21 protein-coding genes are annotated in these 21,804 nt (G+C 67.5%); 13 read left to right on the top strand and 8 right to left on the bottom strand.

Translation table 11 applies throughout. From position 1 onward, the window contains the following. Positions 1-12: 12 nt before the first annotated feature. The 6 genes from AB0I35_RS20860 to AB0I35_RS20835 are packed head-to-tail and all read right to left on the bottom strand — an operon-like array spanning position 13 to position 6,850. The gene (locus tag AB0I35_RS20860) at positions 13-2,826 is read right to left on the bottom strand and encodes an MMPL family transporter (RefSeq protein ID WP_357397776.1); all 2,814 of its coding nucleotides are present in this window, start codon (positions 2,824-2,826) and stop codon (positions 13-15) included. A 12-nt stretch (positions 2,827-2,838) separates the two neighbouring features. Continuing rightward, positions 2,839-4,008, bottom strand: a complete 1,170-nt coding sequence (locus AB0I35_RS20855) for a nitroreductase family protein (protein WP_357397775.1) — start codon at positions 4,006-4,008, stop codon at positions 2,839-2,841. Then, positions 4,001-4,738, bottom strand: coding sequence for a class II aldolase/adducin family protein (locus tag AB0I35_RS20850; protein ID WP_357397773.1), 738 nt, complete (start codon positions 4,736-4,738; stop codon positions 4,001-4,003). The genes AB0I35_RS20855 and AB0I35_RS20850 overlap by 8 nt, the downstream gene beginning before the upstream one ends. A gap of 2 nt (positions 4,739-4,740) precedes the next feature. After that, entirely contained in the window at positions 4,741-5,436 is a 696-nt protein-coding gene (locus AB0I35_RS20845; RefSeq protein ID WP_357397771.1) for a dihydrodipicolinate reductase C-terminal domain-containing protein, read from the bottom strand. Next, positions 5,433-5,696, bottom strand: a complete 264-nt coding sequence (locus AB0I35_RS20840) for an acyl carrier protein (RefSeq protein WP_357397769.1) — start codon at positions 5,694-5,696, stop codon at positions 5,433-5,435. The genes AB0I35_RS20845 and AB0I35_RS20840 overlap by 4 nt, the downstream gene beginning before the upstream one ends. Continuing rightward, positions 5,696-6,850, bottom strand: a complete 1,155-nt coding sequence (locus AB0I35_RS20835; protein WP_357397767.1) for an acyl-CoA dehydrogenase family protein — start codon at positions 6,848-6,850, stop codon at positions 5,696-5,698. Before AB0I35_RS20835 ends, AB0I35_RS20840 begins: the two co-directional genes overlap by 1 nt. A 298-nt stretch (positions 6,851-7,148) precedes the next feature. Here AB0I35_RS20835 and AB0I35_RS20830 point away from each other — a divergent pair, with 298 nt between their 5' ends. The 3 genes from AB0I35_RS20830 to AB0I35_RS20820 all read left to right on the top strand — a co-directional run bounded on the left by AB0I35_RS20830 (position 7,149) and on the right by AB0I35_RS20820 (position 10,367). Next, the gene (locus AB0I35_RS20830) at positions 7,149-7,874 is read left to right on the top strand and encodes a DJ-1/PfpI family protein (RefSeq protein WP_357397766.1); all 726 of its coding nucleotides are present in this window, start codon (positions 7,149-7,151) and stop codon (positions 7,872-7,874) included. 304 nt (positions 7,875-8,178) lie between these two features. Further along, positions 8,179-9,627 (top strand): class I adenylate-forming enzyme family protein, encoded by a 1,449-nt coding sequence (locus tag AB0I35_RS20825; protein ID WP_357397765.1) that lies wholly within the window; start codon positions 8,179-8,181, stop codon positions 9,625-9,627. Beyond that, positions 9,627-10,367, top strand: a complete 741-nt coding sequence (locus AB0I35_RS20820; protein ID WP_357397764.1) for an oxygenase MpaB family protein — start codon at positions 9,627-9,629, stop codon at positions 10,365-10,367. Before AB0I35_RS20825 ends, AB0I35_RS20820 begins: the two co-directional genes overlap by 1 nt. An 18-nt stretch (positions 10,368-10,385) precedes the next feature. On the opposite strand, the gene AB0I35_RS20815 is transcribed toward AB0I35_RS20820, so the two are convergent. Together AB0I35_RS20815 and AB0I35_RS20810 are read right to left on the bottom strand one after the other, a co-directional pair. Then, the gene (locus tag AB0I35_RS20815) at positions 10,386-11,174 is read right to left on the bottom strand and encodes an oxygenase MpaB family protein (RefSeq protein ID WP_357397763.1); all 789 of its coding nucleotides are present in this window, start codon (positions 11,172-11,174) and stop codon (positions 10,386-10,388) included. A gap of 107 nt (positions 11,175-11,281) precedes the next feature. Beyond that, complete coding sequence (locus AB0I35_RS20810; RefSeq protein WP_357397761.1) at positions 11,282-12,448, bottom strand: thiolase family protein; 1,167 nt, start codon at positions 12,446-12,448, stop codon at positions 11,282-11,284. A 353-nt stretch (positions 12,449-12,801) separates the two neighbouring features. Here AB0I35_RS20810 and AB0I35_RS20805 point away from each other — a divergent pair, with 353 nt between their 5' ends. The 10 genes from AB0I35_RS20805 to AB0I35_RS20760 are packed head-to-tail and all read left to right on the top strand — an operon-like array spanning position 12,802 to position 21,795. Beyond that, on the top strand, positions 12,802-13,026 hold the full coding sequence (locus AB0I35_RS20805; RefSeq protein ID WP_357397760.1) for a hypothetical protein: 225 nt from the start codon (positions 12,802-12,804) through the stop codon (positions 13,024-13,026). Continuing rightward, on the top strand, positions 13,026-13,220 hold the full coding sequence (locus AB0I35_RS20800) for a hypothetical protein (RefSeq protein WP_357397759.1): 195 nt from the start codon (positions 13,026-13,028) through the stop codon (positions 13,218-13,220). Before AB0I35_RS20805 ends, AB0I35_RS20800 begins: the two co-directional genes overlap by 1 nt. Continuing rightward, positions 13,217-14,068 (top strand): ABC transporter permease, encoded by an 852-nt coding sequence (locus tag AB0I35_RS20795; protein WP_357397758.1) that lies wholly within the window; start codon positions 13,217-13,219, stop codon positions 14,066-14,068. Before AB0I35_RS20800 ends, AB0I35_RS20795 begins: the two co-directional genes overlap by 4 nt. Before the next feature lies 1 nt (position 14,069). Continuing rightward, positions 14,070-14,933 (top strand): ABC transporter permease, encoded by an 864-nt coding sequence (locus AB0I35_RS20790; protein ID WP_357397757.1) that lies wholly within the window; start codon positions 14,070-14,072, stop codon positions 14,931-14,933. Positions 14,934-14,942: 9 nt separating this feature from the next. Further along, positions 14,943-16,373, top strand: a complete 1,431-nt coding sequence (locus AB0I35_RS20785; protein ID WP_357397756.1) for an MCE family protein — start codon at positions 14,943-14,945, stop codon at positions 16,371-16,373. Next, the gene (locus AB0I35_RS20780) at positions 16,370-17,392 is read left to right on the top strand and encodes an MlaD family protein (protein WP_357397755.1); all 1,023 of its coding nucleotides are present in this window, start codon (positions 16,370-16,372) and stop codon (positions 17,390-17,392) included. The genes AB0I35_RS20785 and AB0I35_RS20780 overlap by 4 nt, the downstream gene beginning before the upstream one ends. Beyond that, positions 17,389-18,402: an MCE family protein gene (locus tag AB0I35_RS20775; RefSeq protein WP_357397754.1), complete on the top strand. Its 1,014-nt coding sequence runs from the start codon at positions 17,389-17,391 to the stop codon at positions 18,400-18,402. Before AB0I35_RS20780 ends, AB0I35_RS20775 begins: the two co-directional genes overlap by 4 nt. Next, the gene (locus AB0I35_RS20770) at positions 18,402-19,502 is read left to right on the top strand and encodes an MCE family protein (RefSeq protein WP_357397753.1); all 1,101 of its coding nucleotides are present in this window, start codon (positions 18,402-18,404) and stop codon (positions 19,500-19,502) included. The genes AB0I35_RS20775 and AB0I35_RS20770 overlap by 1 nt, the downstream gene beginning before the upstream one ends. Next, on the top strand, positions 19,499-20,614 hold the full coding sequence (locus AB0I35_RS20765) for an MCE family protein (RefSeq protein ID WP_357397752.1): 1,116 nt from the start codon (positions 19,499-19,501) through the stop codon (positions 20,612-20,614). Before AB0I35_RS20770 ends, AB0I35_RS20765 begins: the two co-directional genes overlap by 4 nt. Further along, positions 20,611-21,795 carry an MCE family protein gene (locus AB0I35_RS20760; RefSeq protein WP_357397751.1) on the top strand — a complete coding sequence of 395 codons (1,185 nt, stop codon included), beginning with the start codon at positions 20,611-20,613 and terminating at the stop codon, positions 21,793-21,795. Before AB0I35_RS20765 ends, AB0I35_RS20760 begins: the two co-directional genes overlap by 4 nt. The last annotated feature ends 9 nt before the right edge of the window (positions 21,796-21,804 follow it).

Genomic DNA, 21,804 nt, shown 5'->3' with positions numbered 1-21,804 from the left:
ATTTCGGCGCTGCTATTCGCGCAGCGCCAGGCGGTCGAGGGTGGGGCGGCTCCACGCGGGCGCCCACCAGTTCCAGGTGCCGAACAACCGCATGAACGCGGGCACCAGCAGCATCCGGACCAGGGTGGCATCGGCGATGACCGCCAGCGTCAGCCCGAGCCCGAACATGCGCATCAGCGAAAGGTCGCTGGTGATGACGGCGGCGAACACCACCGTCATCAACACCGCGGCCGCGGTGATCACCCGCCCGGAGCGGGCGAGTCCGACCGCGACCGCGGTGTCGTTGTCGGCCCTCGATCGCTCGGACTTGTCCCATTCCTCCTTGAACCGGGTGAGCAGGAAGATCTCGTAGTCCATCGACAACCCGAACGCGGTGCAGAACACCAAGGCCGGCACGGTCGCCGCGATATAGCCGGGCGCGACGGTGCCGAGGCCGCCGAGGTTCCCGTCCTGGAAGATCCACACCATCGCGCCGAAGGTCGCCGACAGCGACAATGTGTTGAGGACAAGGGCTTTCAGTGGCAGGACCACGCTGCCGGTGAGCAGGAGCAGCAGCACGAACGTGACCACCGCGATCCACGCCAGCGCCAGCGGGAACGCACCGCTGATTCCGTCGGCGGTATCGCGCGTCTGCTGCGCGAGTCCACCGAACGCGGTGTCGCCGGGGGCCGCCACCGCGTGCAGGGCATCGAGTTGGTCGCGGGCCTGGGTGGAGTAGGGATCGGAGGTCGTCGACACGGTCAGATAGGCGGAGCCTTCGCCCGCCATGCCCGCGTCGCCGTCGGCCAGGCGCAGGCCGTCGGCGTAGGCGCCGGTCGGTGCGAGCACTCCCGATACGCCCGCCACCCGGGAGATCCCGACCGCGTAGTCGGCCAAGGCGACCGTGTCGGCGGCCCGATCCCCGGTCACCACGATCTGCACGACACCGGTCGGGTTGTCCGAGAAGCGTTGCCGGATATCGTCGCCGACGCGATGCGGCTCGGCCGTGGCGGGCAGTACCCGGTCGTCGGGCAGCCCCAGCTTCAGCCCGAGCACGGGTGCCCCGAGCCCGAGCAGCAACGCCACGACCGGCACGGCGACCAGCACCGGCCGTCGCTGGATGGTGCGGGCGATCCGGTACAACCGGGTCTGATCGACGGCGGTCGCCTCGCGCAGCGGTTTGCGGTTGATCCGCCCACCCAGCAGGGTGAGCAGCGCGGGAACCATGGTGAGCGCCAGCAGGATCGACAACGTGACCACAGCCACGCCCGCGTAGGCGATCGAGCGAAGGAACGGCATCGGGAAGAACACCATGCCGACCACGCCGATGGCCACGGTCGCTCCGGCGTAGACCACGGCACGCCCGCCCCGCCGCGTGGCGACCAGAACGGCGTCGGACGGCGACCGGCCCCTGGCTATCTCCTCCCGGTACCGGCTGATCAGCAGCAGTGAGTAGTCGATGGCCAGGGCCAGCCCGATCGCGCTCGTGAGATTCAGCGCGAACACCGACAATTCCACGACGAAGGTCAGCGCGTACAGGATCGCGGTGGTGCCGACGATGGCGACCATGCCGACGACGATCGGGATCGCCGCCGCGACGGCGCTGCGCAGGAACCACATCAGCAGCAGGAAGCACAGCGGCATCGCGACCGCCTCGGCCAGCAACAGATCCCGCGCGGCCTGCGTGTTGGCGTCGTGGAACAGGATCGACTGGCCGCCCGCGCGTACCTCCACGCCGTCACCGGTCCCGGTGTGGCGCTGGGCGAGTTCGTGTGCCGTCGCCGGGGCCACGTCGTCGCCACCGCGCACGGTCGCCACGATCAGGCCCATCCGGTCGTCGCGGCTGACCAGTTTGCCGCGCGTCCGCGGTTCGGTCCACGGCGACAGCACCGCCTCGATGCGCTCGTCGGCACGCAGTTCGGACACGATGCGCCGTGCCCGCTCGTCGGCCACCGGACTCAGCGCGCCCGCCTCGGCTTCCACGGTCAGCAGCAGTTGCATTCCCGCCAGCCCGAAGTCGCGTTCGAGAGTCTCGGTGGCGCGGGCGGATTCGGCGTCGGTGCCGATGAATCCGCCGGCGGACAGCCGCTCGGCGACCGGTGCCCCGACAGCTCCGAGGACGACGAACGCGATGCCGATGATCGCGAGCACGACTTTCGGGGCGCGCGCCGCGAACCCCGCGAAACGATCGATCATCGAAGTTCCGTTCCTGGAGGACCCGGTCGATACCGGGCCGTTCGGTGGATCCCATCGGGCCGGGGTCAGCAGGCAGTCGTATCCGACATCGATCGGTTCCGACATACGCCAGCCGAGAATCCGGAGGATCTCGCGTGATTCGGATGATTTGGCCTCGCCGTAGACAGGCAGGCCATCGTGCTCGGCGATCCGCATCAGCCTTTTCAGCAACGCGGCGCCGCCGCCGAGCGTGGTCGACCCGCCGTAGAAGGCGTACACGTGGGCATGGTCGGGTTGGTGTGTCTCGGCTGCCAACGCCATCCGGGCTGCCCGGAAGGTTCGTCGCGGACCGAGCACCACCATCGAGGGGATTCGCAGGATCGCTGTCCACCAGGGGAAGCCGCGGCGGGTCCGCGCATACGCGATGACGACAGCGGTGACCCTGCGCCCGCTGTCGCGGGTCACGAGCAGGTAGCCGCCGAGCAGCGCCGCGATGGTGATCTCGCAGCGGAAGATCCAGTACAGGGCCAGCTCAGCACGTCGGGGCGAGCGCGGTCGTAGCTCGCGCCACACCGGATCCTCGGCGAAGGATGCCGCGAGAACCCGTGCGGCTTGCGAATATTCGGCCCGTGACAGATCGGACGTGGACGGTGTTGTCGTTGTCGTTGTCATTGTCGGTTTCTCTCAGCCATGACTGCCCGGATAGAGCGCGTCGAATTTTTCGCCGTCACCCGAGCGGCCAAGGGCGATCAGATAGAGAGCCTGTTGTCCGGCCGGGAGCAGCCGGTTCCAGGCGCCGGGTTCGATCCCACCGACGCCGGTGACGGCCGCGCCCATCTCGGTGGCCGCGAGGTAGAGGGCTTGCCCGACGACCCCCGCCGCGATCAGCAGGCCCTGACGCCGGTGATCGATGCTGTCGTCACCGCGGGTGGGCGCACCGATCACGACAAAGGTTTGCGCATCGAGCAGGTGGTCCTGGCCTGCCAGTGCCGTCAGCAGATCCTCCGGCGGTGACGCGACCGCCCGGCCACCGCACCCGACGACATGCACGCCGGGCCAGGGCAGGTCCAGCTGCTCGAGCATGCTCTCCGCGTACCGCAGCCCCGTGCCGACGACCCGGTCCAAGAGGTCGCCGTCGGCACCCGGCCGGAACGACGCCGCCGACCGGCGCGCGGCGATGGTGCGTTGCGCCAGCCCGGGCAGCTGACGGACGCGATCGAAACGAACCGGGTGTGACGGGGCGGGCGGACTGATCCGGGTGGCCCATTTCTCGAAAGCGGTACGTCCGGCCTGCACCCGTGCGTCCACCGTGGTGACCAGCCGCCACCCCGCCGAGGTGTGTGGTGTTCCCGCGGCGATCTGCCCGGCGGCCAGCACATCCCCGATCACGGCGCCGGAGGGGTCCGGCAGTGCCGCAGCCGCGGCGGGCGGGTCGGCCACACTCAACAGCCCCAGGTCGAAGATCGCGTGTCCGCTGTCGATCAGGTGGTACAGGTACCCGCGCGGCCCGTACTTGCGCATCGACAACCACGGCCTGCCCACGAGCAGGCACGGGTAGCTGTCGGCGTCGGCATCGAAGGTGTCGCCCGCGCGAACCAGCACCTGCCGACGAGCCAGATCCACCAGGACCACCGACTCCGAACCCGGTGGCACGAGCACGATTTCGTACGGATAGGCGGCCCCCGCGGACGGCACCCGGCGCAGCGACCCGGCGCCGTCGCGGCCGATCACCGCCTCGATACGAGCCACCACGCCTGCCACTCGCCCGGTCAGTGGTTCTCGTCGTGCGATGTGTGGCGTGCGTGGTTCGACGAGGTCCGTCCAGGCCATCGGCGCGGGGGCGATGCTATGCATGGCGAACCCAGCTTTCGGTTTCGGGGTGTGCGCGTTCGACGCGGCGACGGGTGTGCTCCCAGTACGAGCGCACGGAGAGGTCGGCGAAGATGAAGTCCCGCTTGGCCGCCACATCCACCGGGGTGGAGACCGCGTAGTCGCGGCCGGTGGCGAGTACGTCCAGTTGCAGCCGGCAGGCCCGTTCGAGCATGAGCGCGAAGACCACGGCGTGGCGCACGCTGCGACCGACGACGACGCCGCCATGGTTCACCAGGAATACAGCGACGCCGTCATGGAGGCAGTGCGCGATGGCGTCGCCGACCTCGCGGGTCAGCACGGTGTTGCTCGTGTCGTGGAAGCGATGCACCGAACCAGCGAGCAAGGCACCCTCATGGCTCAACGGCGCCAGTTCGGCGTCGAGGGTGCCGAAGGCCAGTCCCGCGGGCGCGTGGCTGTGCACGATGCCGCCGATCTCCGGGCGTGCCGCGTAGATCGCCTGGTGCAGAGGAAGTTCGGGTGGTGCTTGCGCGTCCACCTCGGAGCCGGGATCGATGCCCGCGTCGACGAACTGGGCCGGGCTCGCCTCGTCGAAGCCGACCAGCGCGCCCTTGATCATGAACCGGCTGCTGCCGGGGCGGCGGCAGGAGATCTGGCCCTGATTGAAGTCGTCGTGGCCGTGTGCCGACAGCGCGCGTGCCCCGATTGCGGCCTGGACGACGAGCGGGTCGGCCCCGGATGGCTGTTGCTGCATCGTCAGTGCTCCTCGGTTCGCGCGAGCAGCCGGCTGTAGAGCTCGTCGGTGGTGAACCAGCCGGGCTCGGAGTCCGCCAGTGCCCCCGCCAAGCGCACCGCGGCGGCGGCGACCAGGTCCAGATCCCGGACCGTGTGCACGAGGTCGAAGGTCTCACCGCCCGCGGTGAACACGACTCGGTGATCGCAGACGCGTGGTCCGAAACGCTCGGACACGACCGTGGCCGGGAACGACATCGCCGAGGCCAGCAGCTGAGCCGTCGCCGAGGGCGCGTCGGTCTTGGAGACCGGGTGCCGGTCGATGACGGTGACCTCCACCGCCAGCGGCAACGCCGCGGCCAGCTGCGCGGACAACTCCGCGACCCGTGTCTGAACCCATTGCAGCGGACTGAGATTCGTGGCAACCGCCACGGGGACGTCATCGGAGAGCGCGCGCAGTTCCCGCAGGCCCGCCGGCGTCTGGTTCGACACGCAATACAGCAGCGCGGCACCGGTCCGGGTGCAGAAGTCGATCGTCGACGGCAGGGCGGCAGGGCGGCTGGCGTCGATGACCACCTCGGGCGTGGCCGATTCGGTGCCGTGCCAGCCGGTCGAGTCGGCGGTGGCGAGCACGGCGACACCGGCGTCGGCGCAACCTCGATGGATGGCCGAGCCGAGGCGTCCGGTGGCACCGATGATCGCCACGCCCCCGCTGCTCACGAGAGCCCCTTGGCGCGCAGGTATTCCACGATCAGCGCCACCGTGCGCATGGCGTCGATGTCGTTCTCCAGATCGATCTCGACGCCGTACCGGATCTCGAGCGCGTCGACCAGTCGCAGGAACGACAGCGATGTCATGCCGGCGTCGGCGAAACTCTGGTCCGCGGCCCGTGCGGCCGGTGCGTCGATGATGCCGTCGGTGGCCTGGGCGACCAGTTCGGCCACCGCGTGGGTGAGAGTGTCGTCGGCTGTGTGGGGCACTAGCTGTCCTTCCGTGCTCTGGTGGGTGACGTGGCGGCCGGTCCGCCGAGCCGCGCCGCGATGGTTCTGCGCTGAATCTGATTGGTGCCCTGCAGGATCTGCAGGAGGGCGGCCTGCCGCATCCAGGTCTCGACCTGTTCGCCGGGGAGATAGGCACCGGCGCCGAGGATCTGGACGGCGTCGGCGGTGACTCGCCGCGCGGTGTCGGTGGCGAACAGCTTCGCCTGCGCGCACGCGAGCACGGCACCGTCGACGTCACGCTCGAAAACGTCGCAGGCATGGTGCAGTAGTTGCCGAGCGGCCTGCAGGCCGGTCGCCATGTCGGCGAGCAGGAATCCGATGCCCTGGTGCTCGATGATCGGTTGCCCGAACCGCACTCGGGTCCGGGCGAACGCGAGCGCCCGCTCGAAAGCCGCGTTGCCGAGCCCGAGGGCGCACGCGGCCAGACCGAGCCGCCCCTGGGTGAACAGGATGTCGGCGACGCGGGCACCACGGTTCAGACGGCCGAGCATCCGGCGCGCCGGTACCGCGACATCGTCGAAGGTGATGTCGGACACCGGAATCGCCAGCCCACGCAGTTGTTCGGCGGCCGGCGAAATGGTGATCCCCGGGCTGTCGGCGGGAACCAGAAACGCGGTGACTCCGCCGAGACCAGCCGCACTGGTGCGTGCGTAGACGATCAATTCGCCGGCCTGTGCGGCGTAGGCCGCCCAGTCCTTGTAGCCGGTCAGCCGGAAATCCGTGCCGTCGCGGGTGGCCGCGAGTTCGATGGCCGCCAGATCGGACCCCGCCCCGGGTTCGCTGAGGCAGTTGGCGAGCGAGACAGCGCCCGAACTCACGCCGCCCGATTCGGTCCACAGCTGCTCGGTGGCGTGGCGGCGCACCGTGTGTACCGCGAACGCCTGCACCTGAACGGCCTCGGCCAGTTCGACAGAATAGTGCGCGATGGATTCCAGCGCGGTGCACAGCAGGCGCGTCGGATGTTCGGCGGTGGGTGCGGTGACCAGGTCGATCAGCCCGGCGCCGAGCAGCTCGCCGACCGCATGGTGCTGCCGAGCGGCGTCCGGCCCCGCACCGATAGCGTTGTGGCGCAAGGTGATCGCGCGCACCCGCGCCAGCAGTGTGTCCTCGGCACGAGCCGCAGTGTCGACCATGTATCCCCTCCCCCAGTGATGCGATGACGCACAGAACTTCCCACAGCACCGTGCGGTTCACAACCGCTAAGTTACTGTTCATTCTCGTCTCACTAAATTTCGCGGGTTCCACAAAGTGGCTTCTAACTGGCTCTTTGTAGATTCATGAGGCGGGATGGGTGATTTATGTAACTGGCGATTCTAGCCGGTTAACAAACCGACCAGCACGGTTGAATGAGAGAGTGAGACAAAATGACTCACTTTGCTCCACATGTCCTACACTTCGAGAACCCTCGTCAACGACGACAGGAGCACTCCCATGCAGGTTGCCGTGCTGACCTACCCGGGCATGACCGCGCTGGACGCGGTCGGCCCGTACGAGGTCCTCCGATTCATGCCGGAGGCGAACGTCCGATTCGTCTGGCACCAGGTGGGGCCGGTCATCACCGACAGCGGTAGCCTCGTGCTCGGCGCGACCCACACCCTCGACGAGACCGCGCATCCCGACATCGTGGTCGTGCCGGGTGGCCCGGCGGCGACCGTGGTCGCGGCCGACGAATCGGTCCTGGCCTGGCTGCGCGGAGTCCACGAAACGTCGACTTGGACGACGTCGGTCTGCACCGGCGCGCTGATCCTCGCCGCAGCAGGCTTGCTCGACGGCCGACCGGCCACCACCCACTGGGCGGCTCAGTCACTGCTCGCCACGCTCGGCGCTCACCCACGACCCGATGAGCGATTCGTCCACAGCGACCGAATCGCCACCGCCGCAGGCGTTTCGGCAGGCATCGATATGGCGCTCTGGCTGGTAGGGCAACTATGTGGCACCGAGCGCGCGCGGATCATTCAGCTGGACATCGAGTACGACCCGCAGCCACCCTTCGACATGCCACGGCCGGCCGAAGCGTCGGCATCGATACGCCGCGCGGCACTCGGCGATCAGTGGCGGCTCGGCCTGAGCTCCGGTATGGCACCACAGATCGCCGCTTCGCTGCCCTCGCTGTTGTGGCGCACCGCGATACGGAAGGTCCGCGCCCGACGCCGATAATCCGGACAGCGGCATCGATGCGAGGAATTACGAGTCACTTACCCGACTTACTCCCGCGGCCGACATTGTGATGTAAGACACAATATCGCCTATAAATACCTGTTCAAATAGCCAGTCATCCCTGGAACTCCATCGCGGCCCGGTAGGCGGAGGGCATCTCAGAGCACGATTCATCAGTAACATAAAGACATTCTTCGGCAACCAGCCGCACATTCGGAGGGGGCTTCATGGCGGACGAAAGACAAATACTCGACGACACCGGACACCACCCGGCTGAGCCCGGACCCACCCCAGCACAGTCGTGATGCATCTCTACGAAGCGCTGCGCGAGGCGCTGCATGCCCACCCGGATGCCCGGATCGCCACGACCCGCACGGCGAGGACCTACCGCGAGGTCCTCGCCGACAGCACCGAGAAGGCCGGCCTGCTGGATCGGGTGGTGCCACGCGGCGCGCGCGTGCTGCTGGCACTGCCCAACCACCTCGGGTACCTGTCGAGCCTGCTGGCCGTGCTGTCGCGCGGTGATCTGCCCGTGCTCGCGGATCCGAGCCTCACCGGCGCCGAGATCGACAAGCTCGTTACCGAATGCGGGATCGATGCCGTCGTCGACGCGACACCGGGCATCCTCGGAATCCGGCTCGACGATCGGTCCTGGGTGCGCAGCACCGGGGTCGAGGGCCCGCGCCCCGAACCGGCACCCACCACCGAGTTGTGCCGTCTGACATCCGGGTCGACACGCTCGCCCGCCTGCATCGAATTCTCCGCTGAGGCGGTCCTCGCCGCGGCGCGGACGTGGGCGCAGGCCAGTGAGCTGAACCAGGCCGATCGCAGCCTCTGCTTCGCGGGTCTGTACAACGGGCTGGCCTTCAACACCACTCTGATCCCGAGCCTGCTCACCGGCGCCGAGATGATCCTGGCGACGGGAATGCCGTCGGCGGGCAACATCCTGCGCCAAGTCGCCGGCGCCCGGCCGACGATCCTGGTCGCCTTTCCCGAGGCGTACAACCGCGTCGCCGAGTACCCGGTCGACAGCATTCCGGCGCAGACGCGAACGGCCCTGGCGGCGATCCGGTTACGCCTGTCCTCGGCCGCGCCCCTGTCGACACAGACGGCCGCGCGAATTACGACGCTGTCGGGTCCGGTATCGGACTATTACGGAATCGCCGAGACCGGACCGATCACGTTCAATCGCACACCAGGTGTCGGCGGCACCCACGGCAGTCTGCTGCCCGGTGTCTCGATGGTGAGTCGTCCGCGCGCCGACGGGATCTCGGTGCTGCAGGTCCGCACTCGGTCGATGGGCTCGAAGTACCTGAACTATCCCGGCGAATTCGAACGTTCGATCGCCGAGGACGGCAGCTACATCACCTCCGATACCGGCACGGTGACCGACGGCCAGGTGACGTTGAGCGGCCGCGCACAACCGACGCTCGAGATCGGTGGGCGCAAGTTCAGTGTCGACTCGGTACGCGATCCGATCCTGTCCTTCGACGGTGTGACGGACTGTCACGTCCTCCAGCTCACGACGCCCAGCGGCCGCCCCTGTGTCGGCGCGGCCGTCGAAACCGCAGGCGATGTCGACGTTTCCCGGCTGCGCGCACACCTGCGCGCGGCGATCGCGGCCTACAAGGTGCCCGAAATCCTGGTCGCCGTCGACGCATTGCCGCGCGGTACCACCGGCAAGGTCAAGTCGACAGCGGTACGCGAGCTGCTGCTCGGGGAGTTCCGGCAACCGATCGGCGGGGATCGCTGATGACCGAGCAGCTCACCCCGACCGACTCGTTGCTCCGGCGCTATCTGGGCGATCGACGGTTCGCGCTCGCCCTCCCCCGCGCGGTCAGCTTGCAGGTCCTGCACCCGGCGATCGCCGCCGCTCTCACCGACCATGTGCACTACCGGCTGTGGTCGCACAAGCAACGCTCCATCACCCGCATGATCCACTTGGCCTACACCGGCACGAACGCGCGCTTCGTGATCCGCGCCGCGCATGAGCACGTCAAAGGGCGCGACAGCCTCGGGCACCGCTACCACGCGCTGAATCCCGAGGTCTTCCACTTCCAGCACGCCACCTATGTGGAGACCCTCTTCACCGCGGTGAACACTTTCATCCGCCCGATGTCGGCCGACGAGCACGAGCAGCTCTACGCCGAATGCTGTGCGTGGTATCGGCGATACGAACTGTCGACCCGCCCCATGCCGACCACCTGGGCCGAATTCGTCACCTACTTCGAGCAGGCCTGCGCAACCACCCTGCGGGTCACCGCCGCCACCGAAACACTTGCCCCGCAAGCACTCCGGCCCGATGCGTGGGTACCCAGGTTCACCCCCACAGCCGTGATTCCCGCCCTGCTGCACGACCGGGCCGCGCAATTGCTCGACGTCACGGTGACCCGCAGGGACCGCCGCGCCCTGCGCACCTACGCCACGACCTTGCGCGGCGCGGGCCACCTGACTCCCCGCTCGATCCGCTATCTGCGAGTCGCTCGCTTGTGAGTGATCGCGGTCTGCCGTTCAGATCAACGGCAGACCGCGCTCGCGGCGCCGGCGCATGTCCGCCAGATACTCCTCGAAGGGATACAGCCGCCAGGCCTCCGGGCCGACCGTCAATACACGGCCGATGATCCGCATCGTCACCTCGAACGCGCGCTGCCTGCGAACGCTCCACGCCAACCCGAGTTCGTCGCGAAAGTGTTGCGGCAGAAAGCCGGTCGTGAAGAACCGGTTGACGCGACGGAAGAGGCGCCGCTCCCACACTCCGTAGGGGGCCATGTCGACCAGCTGGGTCAGCAGGTACTCCCGGATCTGCGGGTCCAGCGAGAGTTCGGGCAGCATGGACTCCCAGTACTCGGCGAAAGCGCCACGATCGGCGGGCCAGAGATCCGGGGGCACTTGCAGCGTCGTCCCGAATCTCGCCGATTCGGCGTACAACTCGTCCGCGGATTCCTCGTCCAGCGCACCGAACAGGTAGGCGAGAGAATCGACGGTGCCACGGTAGAGACAGGCGGCCACCCACAATTGCAGCCGCGGATCGAAGGCGTTGTAGCGCACCGGGCTGTCGGGACCCGATCGCACCTGCCGGTGCGCGGTGTTCACCGCCGCCCGGAAGGCGGCGCGATCCTCGTCGGTGCCGAGCATCGCGACCGCCAGATACGTCAACGTGGTTCGCCCTCGCTTGCGTGGGCGCAGATCGAAACGTCCACTGGTGACCGTGCTTTCGAGCACACCGCGACCGACCGGCGCGAAGCTCAGTTGCATGATCACATTGGCGGGGCCACCGAGAAACGCCGCCGGACCGGCCATGAAACGCCGTCGCTCACCCGACGTTTCCGATGTTCGTACAGCTGCGGTCCGACGGCGCATGGCTACTCCAGAGTTCGATGATCGAGGGAATCTGTACGTGAGGTGCGTCAGAGCCGTTCGATGATGGTGGCGTTGGCCAGACCGCCTGCCTCGCACATGGTCTGGAGGCCGTAGCGGCCGCCGGTCTGCTCGAGGTGGTTGACCATGGTGGCGAGCAGGCGGGTGCCGGAGGCGCCGAGCGGGTGGCCGAGGGCGATGGCGCCGCCGCGCGGGTTCACCCGGTCCGGGTCGGCGCCGAGTTCGTGCTGCCACACCAGCGGCACGGGCGCGAACGCCTCGTTCACCTCGAAGGTGTCGATGTCGTCGACGGTCAGCGAGACGCGCTCGAGTGCCTTGCGGGTCGCCGGGATCACCGCGGTCAGCATCAGCGTCGGGTCGTCACCCATGACGGCGAAGGAGTGGAAGCGGGCACGGGGAGTGAGCCCGAGCTTCGAGGCCACCGACTCGCTCATGATGAGCGCGGCCGAGGCACCGTCGGTGAGCGGCGAGGAATTGCCCGCCGTGACCGACCAGTCGATCTCCGGAAAGCGTTGCGCCATATCCGGATCAGTGAAGGCTGGACGCAGACCGGCCAGACCTTCCACCGTGGTGCCGGAGCGGATGGTCTCGTCGGCGGTGAGCTCGCCCGCCGGCACCAATTCGGCGTCGAACCCACCTGCCTGTGCGGTGGCGGCCGCGAGCCGGTGCGAGCGGGCGGCGAACTCGTCGAGGCGTCCACGATCGAGCTTCCAGCGCGCGGCCAGAATCTCCGCGGCGATACCCTGTCCGATCAGCCCGTCGGGATAGCGGGCGGCCAGCGGCGCCCGCAAGGAGTCCTTGCCCTGGGTGTTGGAGAACATCGGCGCGCGGCTCATCGACTCGACGCCACAGGCGATGGCGATGTCGTACGCACCGGCGAGCACCCCCTGGGCAGCGAAATGCACGGCCTGCTGGCTGGATCCACACTGCCGGTCCACCGTCGTTGCGGGCACGGACTCGGGGAACCCGGCGGCGAGTACCGCCGTGCGGGAGATGTTGTTGGCCTGTTCACCGCTCTGCGTCACACATCCGCCGATCACATCGTCGACCAGGGCGGGATCGATTCCGGTGCGGGCGATGAGCTCGGCGAGCACGCCCGCGAGCAGGGTGGCCGGATGGACCGACGAGAGTCCACCACCCTGTTTGCCACGACCCGAGGGGGTGCGAACCACGTCGACGATCACTGCGGACATCATGTTCCTCCTGCACAGTCGCCGCCTACCGGCGACCCACCAATAAGTTACTGGCCATTCTCGCAGACGACAAGGGAATGACGCCGCACGGCAACCGTCCTATAGGCAAGCAGCGATTCATGCGCTATGTTACCGGTAATTCTCGTCACAGGACGAGAATTTGTAGTAACTTAACCGAGGCGCTGCCGCAGGTGGCGCCCGACAACTCCCAACTTATCCGATGATCCAGGGGAAGATCTCGGATGAGCGAAACCGCATCCCCGAGAACGCGCAGCAACATCACTCGACCGTCAGCGACGTCGGCCGCCCACATCGGCCCCCGCTGTCCACGGTCCTGCAGGAAGGAACAGCGGCACATGTTGCGACGGCTGGACAGGTTTCTCAGCTATGAGATGAAGGTGTCCGAATTCCTCGGCACGCTCATCATCCTCGCCGTTCCATACGGCCTCGTCGGCATCATCTGGACGCTCACCCATACGAGCCACCTGCGGGATCTGCACGGTGTGGACCTGGTGATGTCGTTCCTCGGGTCGATCGTGTGCTGGCCGGTGCTCATCTTCGCGAATGTGACGATGACCTGATGATGGCACTGGTCTGGGTCATCGATCTGGTGGTGACCATCGTGAAGATCCTCGGCGGGCGGATCACGGTGAATCCGATCCTGCGTTTCGGTATGTGGATCGCTGTTCTGTGCGCGCTCGTGCTGGGCCTGGCGGCCTTGGCCGGACTCGTCGTCCTGCTCGAGCAGTGGCTCTCCGGGATCGGTACGGCATGACGACACAACCGGCTACCGAACCGTCGGAGCTCGAACGGATCGTCGACAGCGCCACCGGGCTCTGGCGGCGCCATCCACAGCAATCGGTCGAAACCCTCGGCAGGCAGGTCCTGCTCGGCAGGTCCGCGATCGTGCAACTGTTCCTGTCGCTGGTGCGGCGGCGATTTCCGTTCCAGGAGTTCGTCAAACAGTGCGCGTTCATGGCGAACGTCTCGGCCCTGCCGACCGTCTTCGTCGCCATTCCCGTCGCCGTGGTGGTCTCGATCCAGGTGGGTGCGCTGGTCAACCAGGTAGGTGCGACCACCTTCATCGGCGCGGTCGCCGGCTTGGGCATCATCCGGCAGGGCGCACCGCTGGTGACATCGCTGATGATCGCGGGCGCGGTCGGGTCGGCCATCTGCGCCGACCTCGGCTCGCGCACGATCCGCGAGGAGATCGATGCCATGAAGGTGATGGGCGTCGACCCGGTGCGCCGCCTGGTCGCGCCACGGTTGGTGGCCGCCGTGCTGGTGAGCGTGCTGCTGTGCGGGTTCATCGTGTTCGTCGGCTTCGCCACCGCGTACATGTTCAATGTGTACGCCCAGCACGGCACGCCGGGTTCGTTCATCAGTTCGTTCGCATCGTTCGCGGTGGCAGGCGATCTGCTGGTCGCGTTGTTCAAGGCGGCGATCTTCGGTGCGCTCACGGCGATCATCGCCTGCGACATCGGTTTGCACACCAAGGGTGGGCCCGGTGGTGTCGCGAACTCGGTGAACTCGGCGGTGGTCAGCTCCGCGCTGATGCTGTTCGCGACCAACATCATCGTCACCCAGCTCTACAACGCGATTTTCCCGGCGAAGGTGGTGTGACATGGCCGCGGAATACATCCCGCCGGCGATGCGTCCGGTGCAGGCGCTGACGGCCACGGCCAAGGTGCCCTACGAGGCCAACCAGCGGTTGGGCCATCAGGCCATCGTGTTCTTCCAGGCGCTGCTGGCGATCCCGTTCACGCTGCGGCACTACCGCAAGGAAGTCGCGCGGCTGGTCGCCGATGTCGGCTGGGGCAACGGATCGTTGATCGTCGGTGGCGGCACGGTCGGTGTGGTGATCGTGCTGTGCGCCTTCGGCGGCATCACGGTCGGCATGGAGTCGTACTCGGCGCTGAACCTGCTCACCATGGGCCCGCTCACCGGCGCCATCTCCGGTTTCGCGACGACCAGGGAGATCGCGCCGATCCTCGGCACACTCGCCTTCGCCATCCAGTCGGGGTGCCGGTTCACCGCGCAGCTCGGGTCGATGCGGATCTCCGAGGAGATCGACGCGCTCGAATCCATCGCCATCCGGCCGCTGCCCTACCTGGTGACCACCCGGATGCTCGCGGCAACCATCACCATCATCCCGCTCTACACGGTGGGTCTCGCGGTGGCGTACGTGGCGACGAAGTTGTCGGTGCTGTTCCTCGGTGGCACCACCGCGGGCACCTACGACCACTACTTCTATCAGTTCCTGCTCGGCCCCGACGTGTTCTTCTCGCTGTTCAAAGTGGTGGTCTTCGTGCTGATCGCCGCGTTCATCCAGTGCTATTACGGTTTCGTCGCCACCGGCGGGCCCGAAGGTGTCGGGGTGGCGGCCGGGCGCGCGATCAAGATGGTGATCGTCGTCATGGTCTTCACGAATCTGTTTCTCACGCTTGCGATCTGGGGCATCGACCCCGGATTCCGGATCTCGGGATAGGTCGATCGGATGATTCTCGATCTCAGCGGCCGCGGCCCCAAACCTCTGCAGCTCACCCTCGCGGGGCTCACGGTGATCACCGCCTTCGCGGTGGCGCTGTATCTGCTCGCACTGCGCTACAACGGCGAATTCGAGGAAACGGTGACGGTGGCCGCCGACCTCACCAGCACCGGCGACGGCCTACCGCAGCGCGCGGATGTGAAGTTCCGCGGCATGATCGTCGGCGCGGTCGGGTCGGTGGACATGGTCGCCGCGGGCGAACGTCAGCGGGCCACCCTCGAGCTGAAACCCGGCCTGGCCGAGACGATTCCGGACACGGTGACGGCACGGGTGGTGCCCGACAACATCTTCGGCGTCTCCTCCGTCCAGCTGGTCGACAACGGCGCGGCCACCTCCGGCCTGCGCGCGGGCGCGGTCATCGCCGAGGACACCAGCGAGGCGACCATCCAGTTGCAGTCCACCCTCAACACCCTGCGCGATGTGCTCACCACCATCCAGCCGGAGAAGCTCGGGCGAGTGCTCGCCACCCTGTCGGCGGCACTCGACCCGTCCAGTCGCGTGCCGGGCTCGACCATCGAGCGGCTGGATCAGTGGCTCACCACCGTGCACGCGATTCCCGAAATCGGCGACCTGCTCGGCGATCTCGGTCGCGCGTCGACGGCGCTGAGCCAATCGGCACCGGAGCTGGTCGGCGTGCTCGCCGACTCGGTGAACTCCGCGCGCACCCTCAACGAGCACCGCGCCGAACTCATCGAACTGCTCATGCAGGGCAACAGCACCGTGGACACGGTGAACGTGCTGTTCGGTGCGAACCCGAACGCGGGCAAGGAGCTGGTCGCGGGCCTGGACGACCTGCTCGGCGGCATCGCGCGCGATCCCGGCGCCCTGCAGACCACGGCGGCCAATCTCAATGTGTCGCTGCGCAAGTTGCAGCAGGTGTTCAACTTCGGTCCGCAGCGGCAGATGACCTGGCGAATGGACGTGTCGTTCACGCCTTTCCAGCAGTACACGGCGGCCGACTGCCCCCGCTACGGCGAGATGACCGGTCCTCGCTGCGGTGGGCCGACCGTGCCCGACGTCGCCCCGCCGCAGGAGTATCCGCCGAACATGCTGCCGAACCGGCTCGAGGCCGCGGGCCCCGCACCGGTGGTGACGCCCGCGCTGCCGGAGCTGCCCGCACTCCCGAACGTCACCCTGCCGTCGATCCCCGGCCTGCCCCCGATTCCCGGCCTGCCCGCCATTCCCGGCATCACGGCTCCGGCCGCCGCCGTGGAGCCCGCGGCCGCCGTCACCCCGGCTTCGCACCAGCGGCTCACCGGCCTCGACGCGATCTCGGCGCTGGTCGGTGGGACGCCGACCTTCAGTCAGCTGCTGCTACTCAGCGCGATCCTGGGTGACAGTCCCCTCGTTCCCGACACAGAAGACGGTGTCCGACAGTGAAATCCACCAAGGCACTCATCGGGTTCAGCTTCTTCGCTGTCCTGGCGACCGTGCTCACCTACACGATCTGGTCGACCCTGCAGCGCAGTGTGCCCGGCAGCACCAGCAGTTATTCGGCGGTGTTCACCGATGTGCTCGGCCTGCGCGTCGGCGACGACGTCCGGATGGCCGGAGTGCGGGTCGGGCGAGTCGACAAGATCGACTTCGCCGACAACTACACCGCCCGCGTCGATTTCCAGATCGAGGAACGCCAGCGGCTGACCGACACCACCAAGGCACTGGTGCGATACCAGAACCTCATCGGTCAGCGCTATCTCGCGCTGGCGGCCGGCACCGACGCGGGTAACGTCATCGCCCCGGGCTCGGAGATTCCCCTCGACCGGACCGAACCGTCGTTCGACGTGTCCGCGCTGCTGTCGGGTTTCGAGCCGCTGTTCAGTGTGCTGCAGCCCGACCAGATCAATTCGCTGTCGGAAACCCTCATCCAGGCGCTGCAGGGCAACGAGGTGTCGCTCTCGGCGCTCATCACCCAGGCCGCGCAGCTGGCCTCCACTTTCGGGGAACGCGACCAGATCCTCGGCGACGTGCTGAGCAACCTCAGTTCCGTGATGGCGGGTCTGGCCAACCGCAGCGGCGAACTGGAAACCCTGATCACCCAGACCCGCAGCCTGATGGACGGGCTCTACGTCGAAGGAGAATCGTTGAAGAGTTCGGTCGAACGGGTGGCCGGTGCGACGAACTCGCTGGTCACGATCATCGAACAGGTCAAGCCCGGCGTCGCGGACGCACAGCGCAACGCGACGACGGGCGTGGCCATGCTGCTCGCCAACGGTGCCGCCCTGGATCGCGGCGCGGTGGAACTGCCCGACTTCCTCAACGGCGTGGCCCGGTTCACCCAGTACGGCACCTACGGCAACGCCTACATCTGCCGCCTCGATGTGTCGCTGTGGGGAGTACTGCTGCCGGAGGGCCTGTTCTCGCAGGTCGGCGGCCCCGCACAATCGGAGGTGTGCCGATGAACCGGCCCCGTGTTCCGGAGTTCCTGCGGCGCAATCGGAATCTGCGCCTAGGCCTGATCGCGGCCGCCTCGGTGCTCGTGCTGCTCGGTGGGTCGAATCTGCTCACCCAGATCAATCTGGGCGACAAGACGATCCATGTCGAGTTCGCCCAGGCCGCCGGGCTGCGGCCCGGCGCGACCGTCGACATCTCGGGCATCGAGGTCGGCGAGGTGCAGTCGGTGAAACTGGTGAACGACAAGGTGGATGTGGCGCTGCGCATCCGCCGCGACATCCGCCTCGGCGCGGACGCGCACGCGGCCGTCGAGATGTCGACCATCCTCGGCAGGCTGCACATCGATCTGCGACCCGGTGACGGAAAAGGTCTGCCGGACAACCGGATCAAGGTCGAGAACACCACCGTGCCCTACAACCTGAGCAAGGTCATCCAGGACCCGAAGTACACCTCGTCGTTCGAGCGGATCGAACGCATCGACCCGGCCAAGCTGCGCACCGCGCTCGATGTGTTCAGTACCCAGCTGGGTGACTCCCCCGCTATGGCGGTGCAGGCCCTCGACAGCATCGGCGCCCTGGCCCAGACCATCAACAGCAGGCGCGACGAGGTCGACACCCTGCTCAAGAGCCTGGATCAGGTCTCGCAACTGGTTTCGGACAACCGCAACAGCGTGCTCATCCTGCTCACCAGGGGCGAGGCGATCGGCGCCGCGGTGCAGAAGCGCCAGACGCTGCTCACCCAGCTGCTCGACAACGTCGCGCAGATGTCGCGGCTGCTGCAGGAGATGGGTCTCGAGAACAACGGCGAACTCGCGCCGCTCATTTCGAATCTCAACACCATGGCCGACGGCCTGACCAAGAACAAGGAGAACCTGGACCGGCTCTACGAGATCGCCCCGGTGACGTTGCGGCAGTTCAACAACCTGCTCGGCAACGGCCCGTACGGCGAGATCTGGGCACCGTGGATCCTGCCGGACAACTGGCTGTGCTTCGCGCAGGCCGTACAGGGGTGCAACTGATGAGAACGAAACGAATCGGCAAACTGGCCGCGCTCTGCGCGGCCCTCACCCTCGCCTCGGGCTGTTCCCTTGTCCCCGACAGCGTGGCGGGGCTCGGGAACCGGGTGCTCGGGGACCAGAAGACCATCAGCGCCGACTTCGAGAACGTGTCCGGGCTGTACCCGGGTAACGAGGTCGCTGTCCTCGGGGTGCCGGTCGGTGTGGTCGATTCGGTGACACCACGCGGCAGCTATGTCGAGGTGGTGATGAAGGTCGATCGCGATGTCCGCATTCCCGCCGACGCGATGGCGGCGCTGATCTCACCGCAGCTGATCACCAACCGCCACGTCGAGCTGGCGCCCGCCTACACCGGATCGGGCCCCGAACTCGCCGACGGTGCGCATCTGCCCCTCGGCAAGACCCGGACCCCGGTCGAATTGGACCGCATCCTGGCCAATTTCGACCAGCTCGGCGAAGCGCTGAAGGGCGACAGCCAGACCGGGCCGATGGCCAGCCGCGTGCTGTTCCCGCTGCTCGACGGCAACGGCGACCGGCTGCGCGCGACGCTCGACGAACTGTCGGCGGCGTTCGAGGTGACCCTCGCCAACAAGGACCAGATCGCCAACGCCGTCGTCCGGCTCGGCGAGATCACCCAGATCATCGCCGACAACGATCAGACCGTGCGCGATTTCAGCGGGCGGATCACCGAGCTGGTCGCGCTGTTCGCCCAGCAGTCCCCTGGCCTGCAGGCGGTGCTGAAGCAACTCGACGACTTCATCACCAACACGTCCACACTGGTCGGCCAGAACGAGGACCAGCTCGCGGGTGCGCTCACCAAATTCGTCGGCATCGCCGACCAGATGCGCGCCAACGCACGCAATCTCACCGAGATCATCGACGTGGGCCCGCTGATGTTCCAGAACTTCGACAACGCGATCAGCCGCGAGCACCAAGCCCTTCGCCTGCACGGCCTGCTCGACAAGATCGTGCTCGACAGCGAGATCCTCTCGACGTTCTGCGAGCGCGTGCAGATGCGCCTCGACGGCTGTCGCACCGGCAAGATCTCCGATATGGGCCCGGATTTCGGGTTGACCGCCGCGCTGTTGGGACTCACGAAATGAGCATGCGCAGCACCCTCGCCGTCGCCCTGTGCGCGGCCGCCGTCGCGGCGTCGAGCACGGGTTGCTCGATGACCGTGGCCCAGCTGCCGATGCCCGAACCCGGCATCGGCGGCCCCGGGTACACCGTGCACGCCACCTTCCGCGACGCGCTCAATCTGCCCGATCGCGCCCATGTGAAGATCGGCGGCACCGATATCGGTGTGGTGACCGGCATTTCGACCACCTCGTTCCTGGCCGACGTGGAAATGCTCATCCGCGAGGACATCCGGCTGCCGGAAGGCACCACCGTGGAGTTGCGCCAGGCCACACCACTCGGCGACATCTTCGTCGCCATGACACTGCCGAGCGAAACGAATGCCGGTCCCCCGCTGCGCGAAGGCGCGCGGATCGGGACCGAGCACACCGCCTCGGCCGCCTCGGTCGAGCAGTTGATGATGTCGGTGTCGATGTTGATCAACGGTGGTGGCATCAACCAGGCCGCCGAGATCACCTCCGAACTGAATTCGATCTTCGCGGGCAAGGCACCCCAGCTACAGCACCTGATCGGCGAGATGACCTCGGTGATCACCGCGCTCAACGAACGCACCGGCGACCTCGACGCCACCCTGAGCGGATTGCAGGTGCTGACGGGCGAATTGGCACGGCGCAAAGCCGAACTCGGCGCGGCGGCCGACAGTTTCCCACAGCTGATCGGGCTGTTCGCCGAGAACAACCAGGCGATCATCGATCTCATCAACCGCGTCGCGATCACCATGGACGCCCTCGGTGACTTCAGTTCCACCAACGGACCGCAGTTCGTGAGCCTGTTCCAGAGCATCCAGAACCTCATGAACGGGTTCGTCGGCATGGGCGACGACCTCACCGGCGCCCTCGAGGGCTTCCACGCGATCTATCCCCCGGTGATGGCCAGCTTGGAGGGGCCGAACCTGTCGGTCGGGGCGATCCTGTCCTACCTCGATGTCGGCGCGGTCACCGATCCCGAGGGCAGCCGCTGGCCCGACGGCACCGATATCCCCGCCTTCATCGGCAGCCTCGCCGAGGTGATCGCCAAGGTCACCGGCCGCCTCAACAGCACACCGCAGCAGCCGCCGCAGCAGGAGGGACCTCGATGAACTCACCACTGTGGCTGTGGTTGGTGCGCCGCCGCGTCGCCGTCGCCAACGCGGGCCTGGTCGTCGTTCTGGTACTCGGTGTCCTCTATCTGGGCGGAGTGGTTCTGCGGATCGACCCGACCGATTCGCCCTACGAGGTCACCGTCGAACTGGCTACCTCGGGCGGGCTCACGGCGGGCAGTGATGTCACCTTCCGCGGTGTGCGCGTCGGCCGGGTCCAGGACGTGCGTGTCTCCGGTGACGGCATCGCCGCCGTGGCACAGATCGAGGAGGGCACCCTGATCCCGAAGGGTGGCCGGGTGGCGGTGGCCCGCCTGTCGGCGGCCGGTGAGCAGTATCTGGATTTCCGCCCGGAATCCGAGACCGGCCCGTACCTGGCGGACGGTGCCGTGATCGCGCGGGCCGATACGGCGGTGCCCGTGCAGGTGCAGTCGGTGCTGGCCAATATGACCGGGCTGGTGAGCGGGCTGAATCCCGAACGCCTCAATGTCATCGTCGACGAGCTCGACAAAGCTCTCGCCGGCGGGCCGGACGGATTGCGCAATATGATCTCCGGGCTCAGCCGCGCGATGGCCGGGCTCACCGATTTGCTCCCCCAGACCGAGCATCTCCTGCGCAATCTGCAGGTCATCGCCTCGACCACCGCGCACGCCCAGCCCGACCTCGGCACCATCACGCATGCAGGCAGCGCGCTGTTCCAGCAGTTCACCGCCGCCGACGCGGAGCTGCGGCACCTGCTCGAGGAGGGACCGGGTCAGCTGGCCACGCTCGGCGGGTTCGTATCGCGCACTCAGGACCCGATCACCGACCTGGTGACGAACTTCGTGGCGATCACCCGGGCGGCCAAACTGCGCCAGCCCGCCATCGAGCTGCTGTTCCCCTCCCTGAGCCGCTTCGCCGAGGCGGTCGGCGTCCCTGCCCACGACAACGCCTTCTTCACCCTCGTCGATCCGTGGCCGCGCCCGACCTGCGACTACGACACGGTGCCGATCGTGCCGACGAACGCGACCACCGACACCAGGGTGCGGCTCTACAACTACTGCGTCACCGACAACCCCGCGCTGCAGGTGCGCGGTTCGGCCAACGCACCACGACCGCCGGGCCCCGACAACGGTGCCGGACCGCCGCCCGGTGTCACCGGCGACGAACTGTCCCAGCCTGCGGTGCCCGCACCCCGATAAGGAGACGAT

The organism is Nocardia sp. NPDC050378 (assembly GCF_040655675.1).
Classification (GTDB): domain Bacteria; phylum Actinomycetota; class Actinomycetes; order Mycobacteriales; family Mycobacteriaceae; genus Nocardia; species Nocardia coubleae.
This window is presented reverse-complemented; position numbering and strand designations above follow the sequence as displayed.

What these genes read in the sequence shown, in the direction of transcription:
- AB0I35_RS20860 (WP_357397776.1), bottom strand. Translation starts at nt 2,826, where the DNA reads ATGACAACGACAACGACAACACCGTCCACGTCCGATCTGTCACGGGCC.
- AB0I35_RS20855 (WP_357397775.1), bottom strand. Translation starts at nt 4,008, where the DNA reads ATGCATAGCATCGCCCCCGCGCCGATGGCCTGGACGGACCTCGTCGAA.
- AB0I35_RS20850 (WP_357397773.1), bottom strand. Translation starts at nt 4,738, where the DNA reads ATGCAGCAACAGCCATCCGGGGCCGACCCGCTCGTCGTCCAGGCCGCA.
- AB0I35_RS20835 (WP_357397767.1), bottom strand. Translation starts at nt 6,850, where the DNA reads ATGGTCGACACTGCGGCTCGTGCCGAGGACACACTGCTGGCGCGGGTG.
- AB0I35_RS20830 (WP_357397766.1), top strand. Translation starts at nt 7,149, where the DNA reads ATGCAGGTTGCCGTGCTGACCTACCCGGGCATGACCGCGCTGGACGCG.
- AB0I35_RS20825 (WP_357397765.1), top strand. Translation starts at nt 8,179, where the DNA reads ATGCATCTCTACGAAGCGCTGCGCGAGGCGCTGCATGCCCACCCGGAT.
- AB0I35_RS20820 (WP_357397764.1), top strand. Translation starts at nt 9,627, where the DNA reads ATGACCGAGCAGCTCACCCCGACCGACTCGTTGCTCCGGCGCTATCTG.
- AB0I35_RS20815 (WP_357397763.1), bottom strand. Translation starts at nt 11,174, where the DNA reads ATGGCCGGTCCGGCGGCGTTTCTCGGTGGCCCCGCCAATGTGATCATG.
- AB0I35_RS20810 (WP_357397761.1), bottom strand. Translation starts at nt 12,448, where the DNA reads ATGATGTCCGCAGTGATCGTCGACGTGGTTCGCACCCCCTCGGGTCGT.
- AB0I35_RS20805 (WP_357397760.1), top strand. Translation starts at nt 12,802, where the DNA reads ATGTTGCGACGGCTGGACAGGTTTCTCAGCTATGAGATGAAGGTGTCC.
- AB0I35_RS20800 (WP_357397759.1), top strand. Translation starts at nt 13,026, where the DNA reads ATGATGGCACTGGTCTGGGTCATCGATCTGGTGGTGACCATCGTGAAG.
- AB0I35_RS20795 (WP_357397758.1), top strand. Translation starts at nt 13,217, where the DNA reads ATGACGACACAACCGGCTACCGAACCGTCGGAGCTCGAACGGATCGTC.
- AB0I35_RS20790 (WP_357397757.1), top strand. Translation starts at nt 14,070, where the DNA reads ATGGCCGCGGAATACATCCCGCCGGCGATGCGTCCGGTGCAGGCGCTG.
- AB0I35_RS20785 (WP_357397756.1), top strand. Translation starts at nt 14,943, where the DNA reads ATGATTCTCGATCTCAGCGGCCGCGGCCCCAAACCTCTGCAGCTCACC.
- AB0I35_RS20775 (WP_357397754.1), top strand. Translation starts at nt 17,389, where the DNA reads ATGAACCGGCCCCGTGTTCCGGAGTTCCTGCGGCGCAATCGGAATCTG.
- AB0I35_RS20770 (WP_357397753.1), top strand. Translation starts at nt 18,402, where the DNA reads ATGAGAACGAAACGAATCGGCAAACTGGCCGCGCTCTGCGCGGCCCTC.
- AB0I35_RS20765 (WP_357397752.1), top strand. Translation starts at nt 19,499, where the DNA reads ATGAGCATGCGCAGCACCCTCGCCGTCGCCCTGTGCGCGGCCGCCGTC.
- AB0I35_RS20760 (WP_357397751.1), top strand. Translation starts at nt 20,611, where the DNA reads ATGAACTCACCACTGTGGCTGTGGTTGGTGCGCCGCCGCGTCGCCGTC.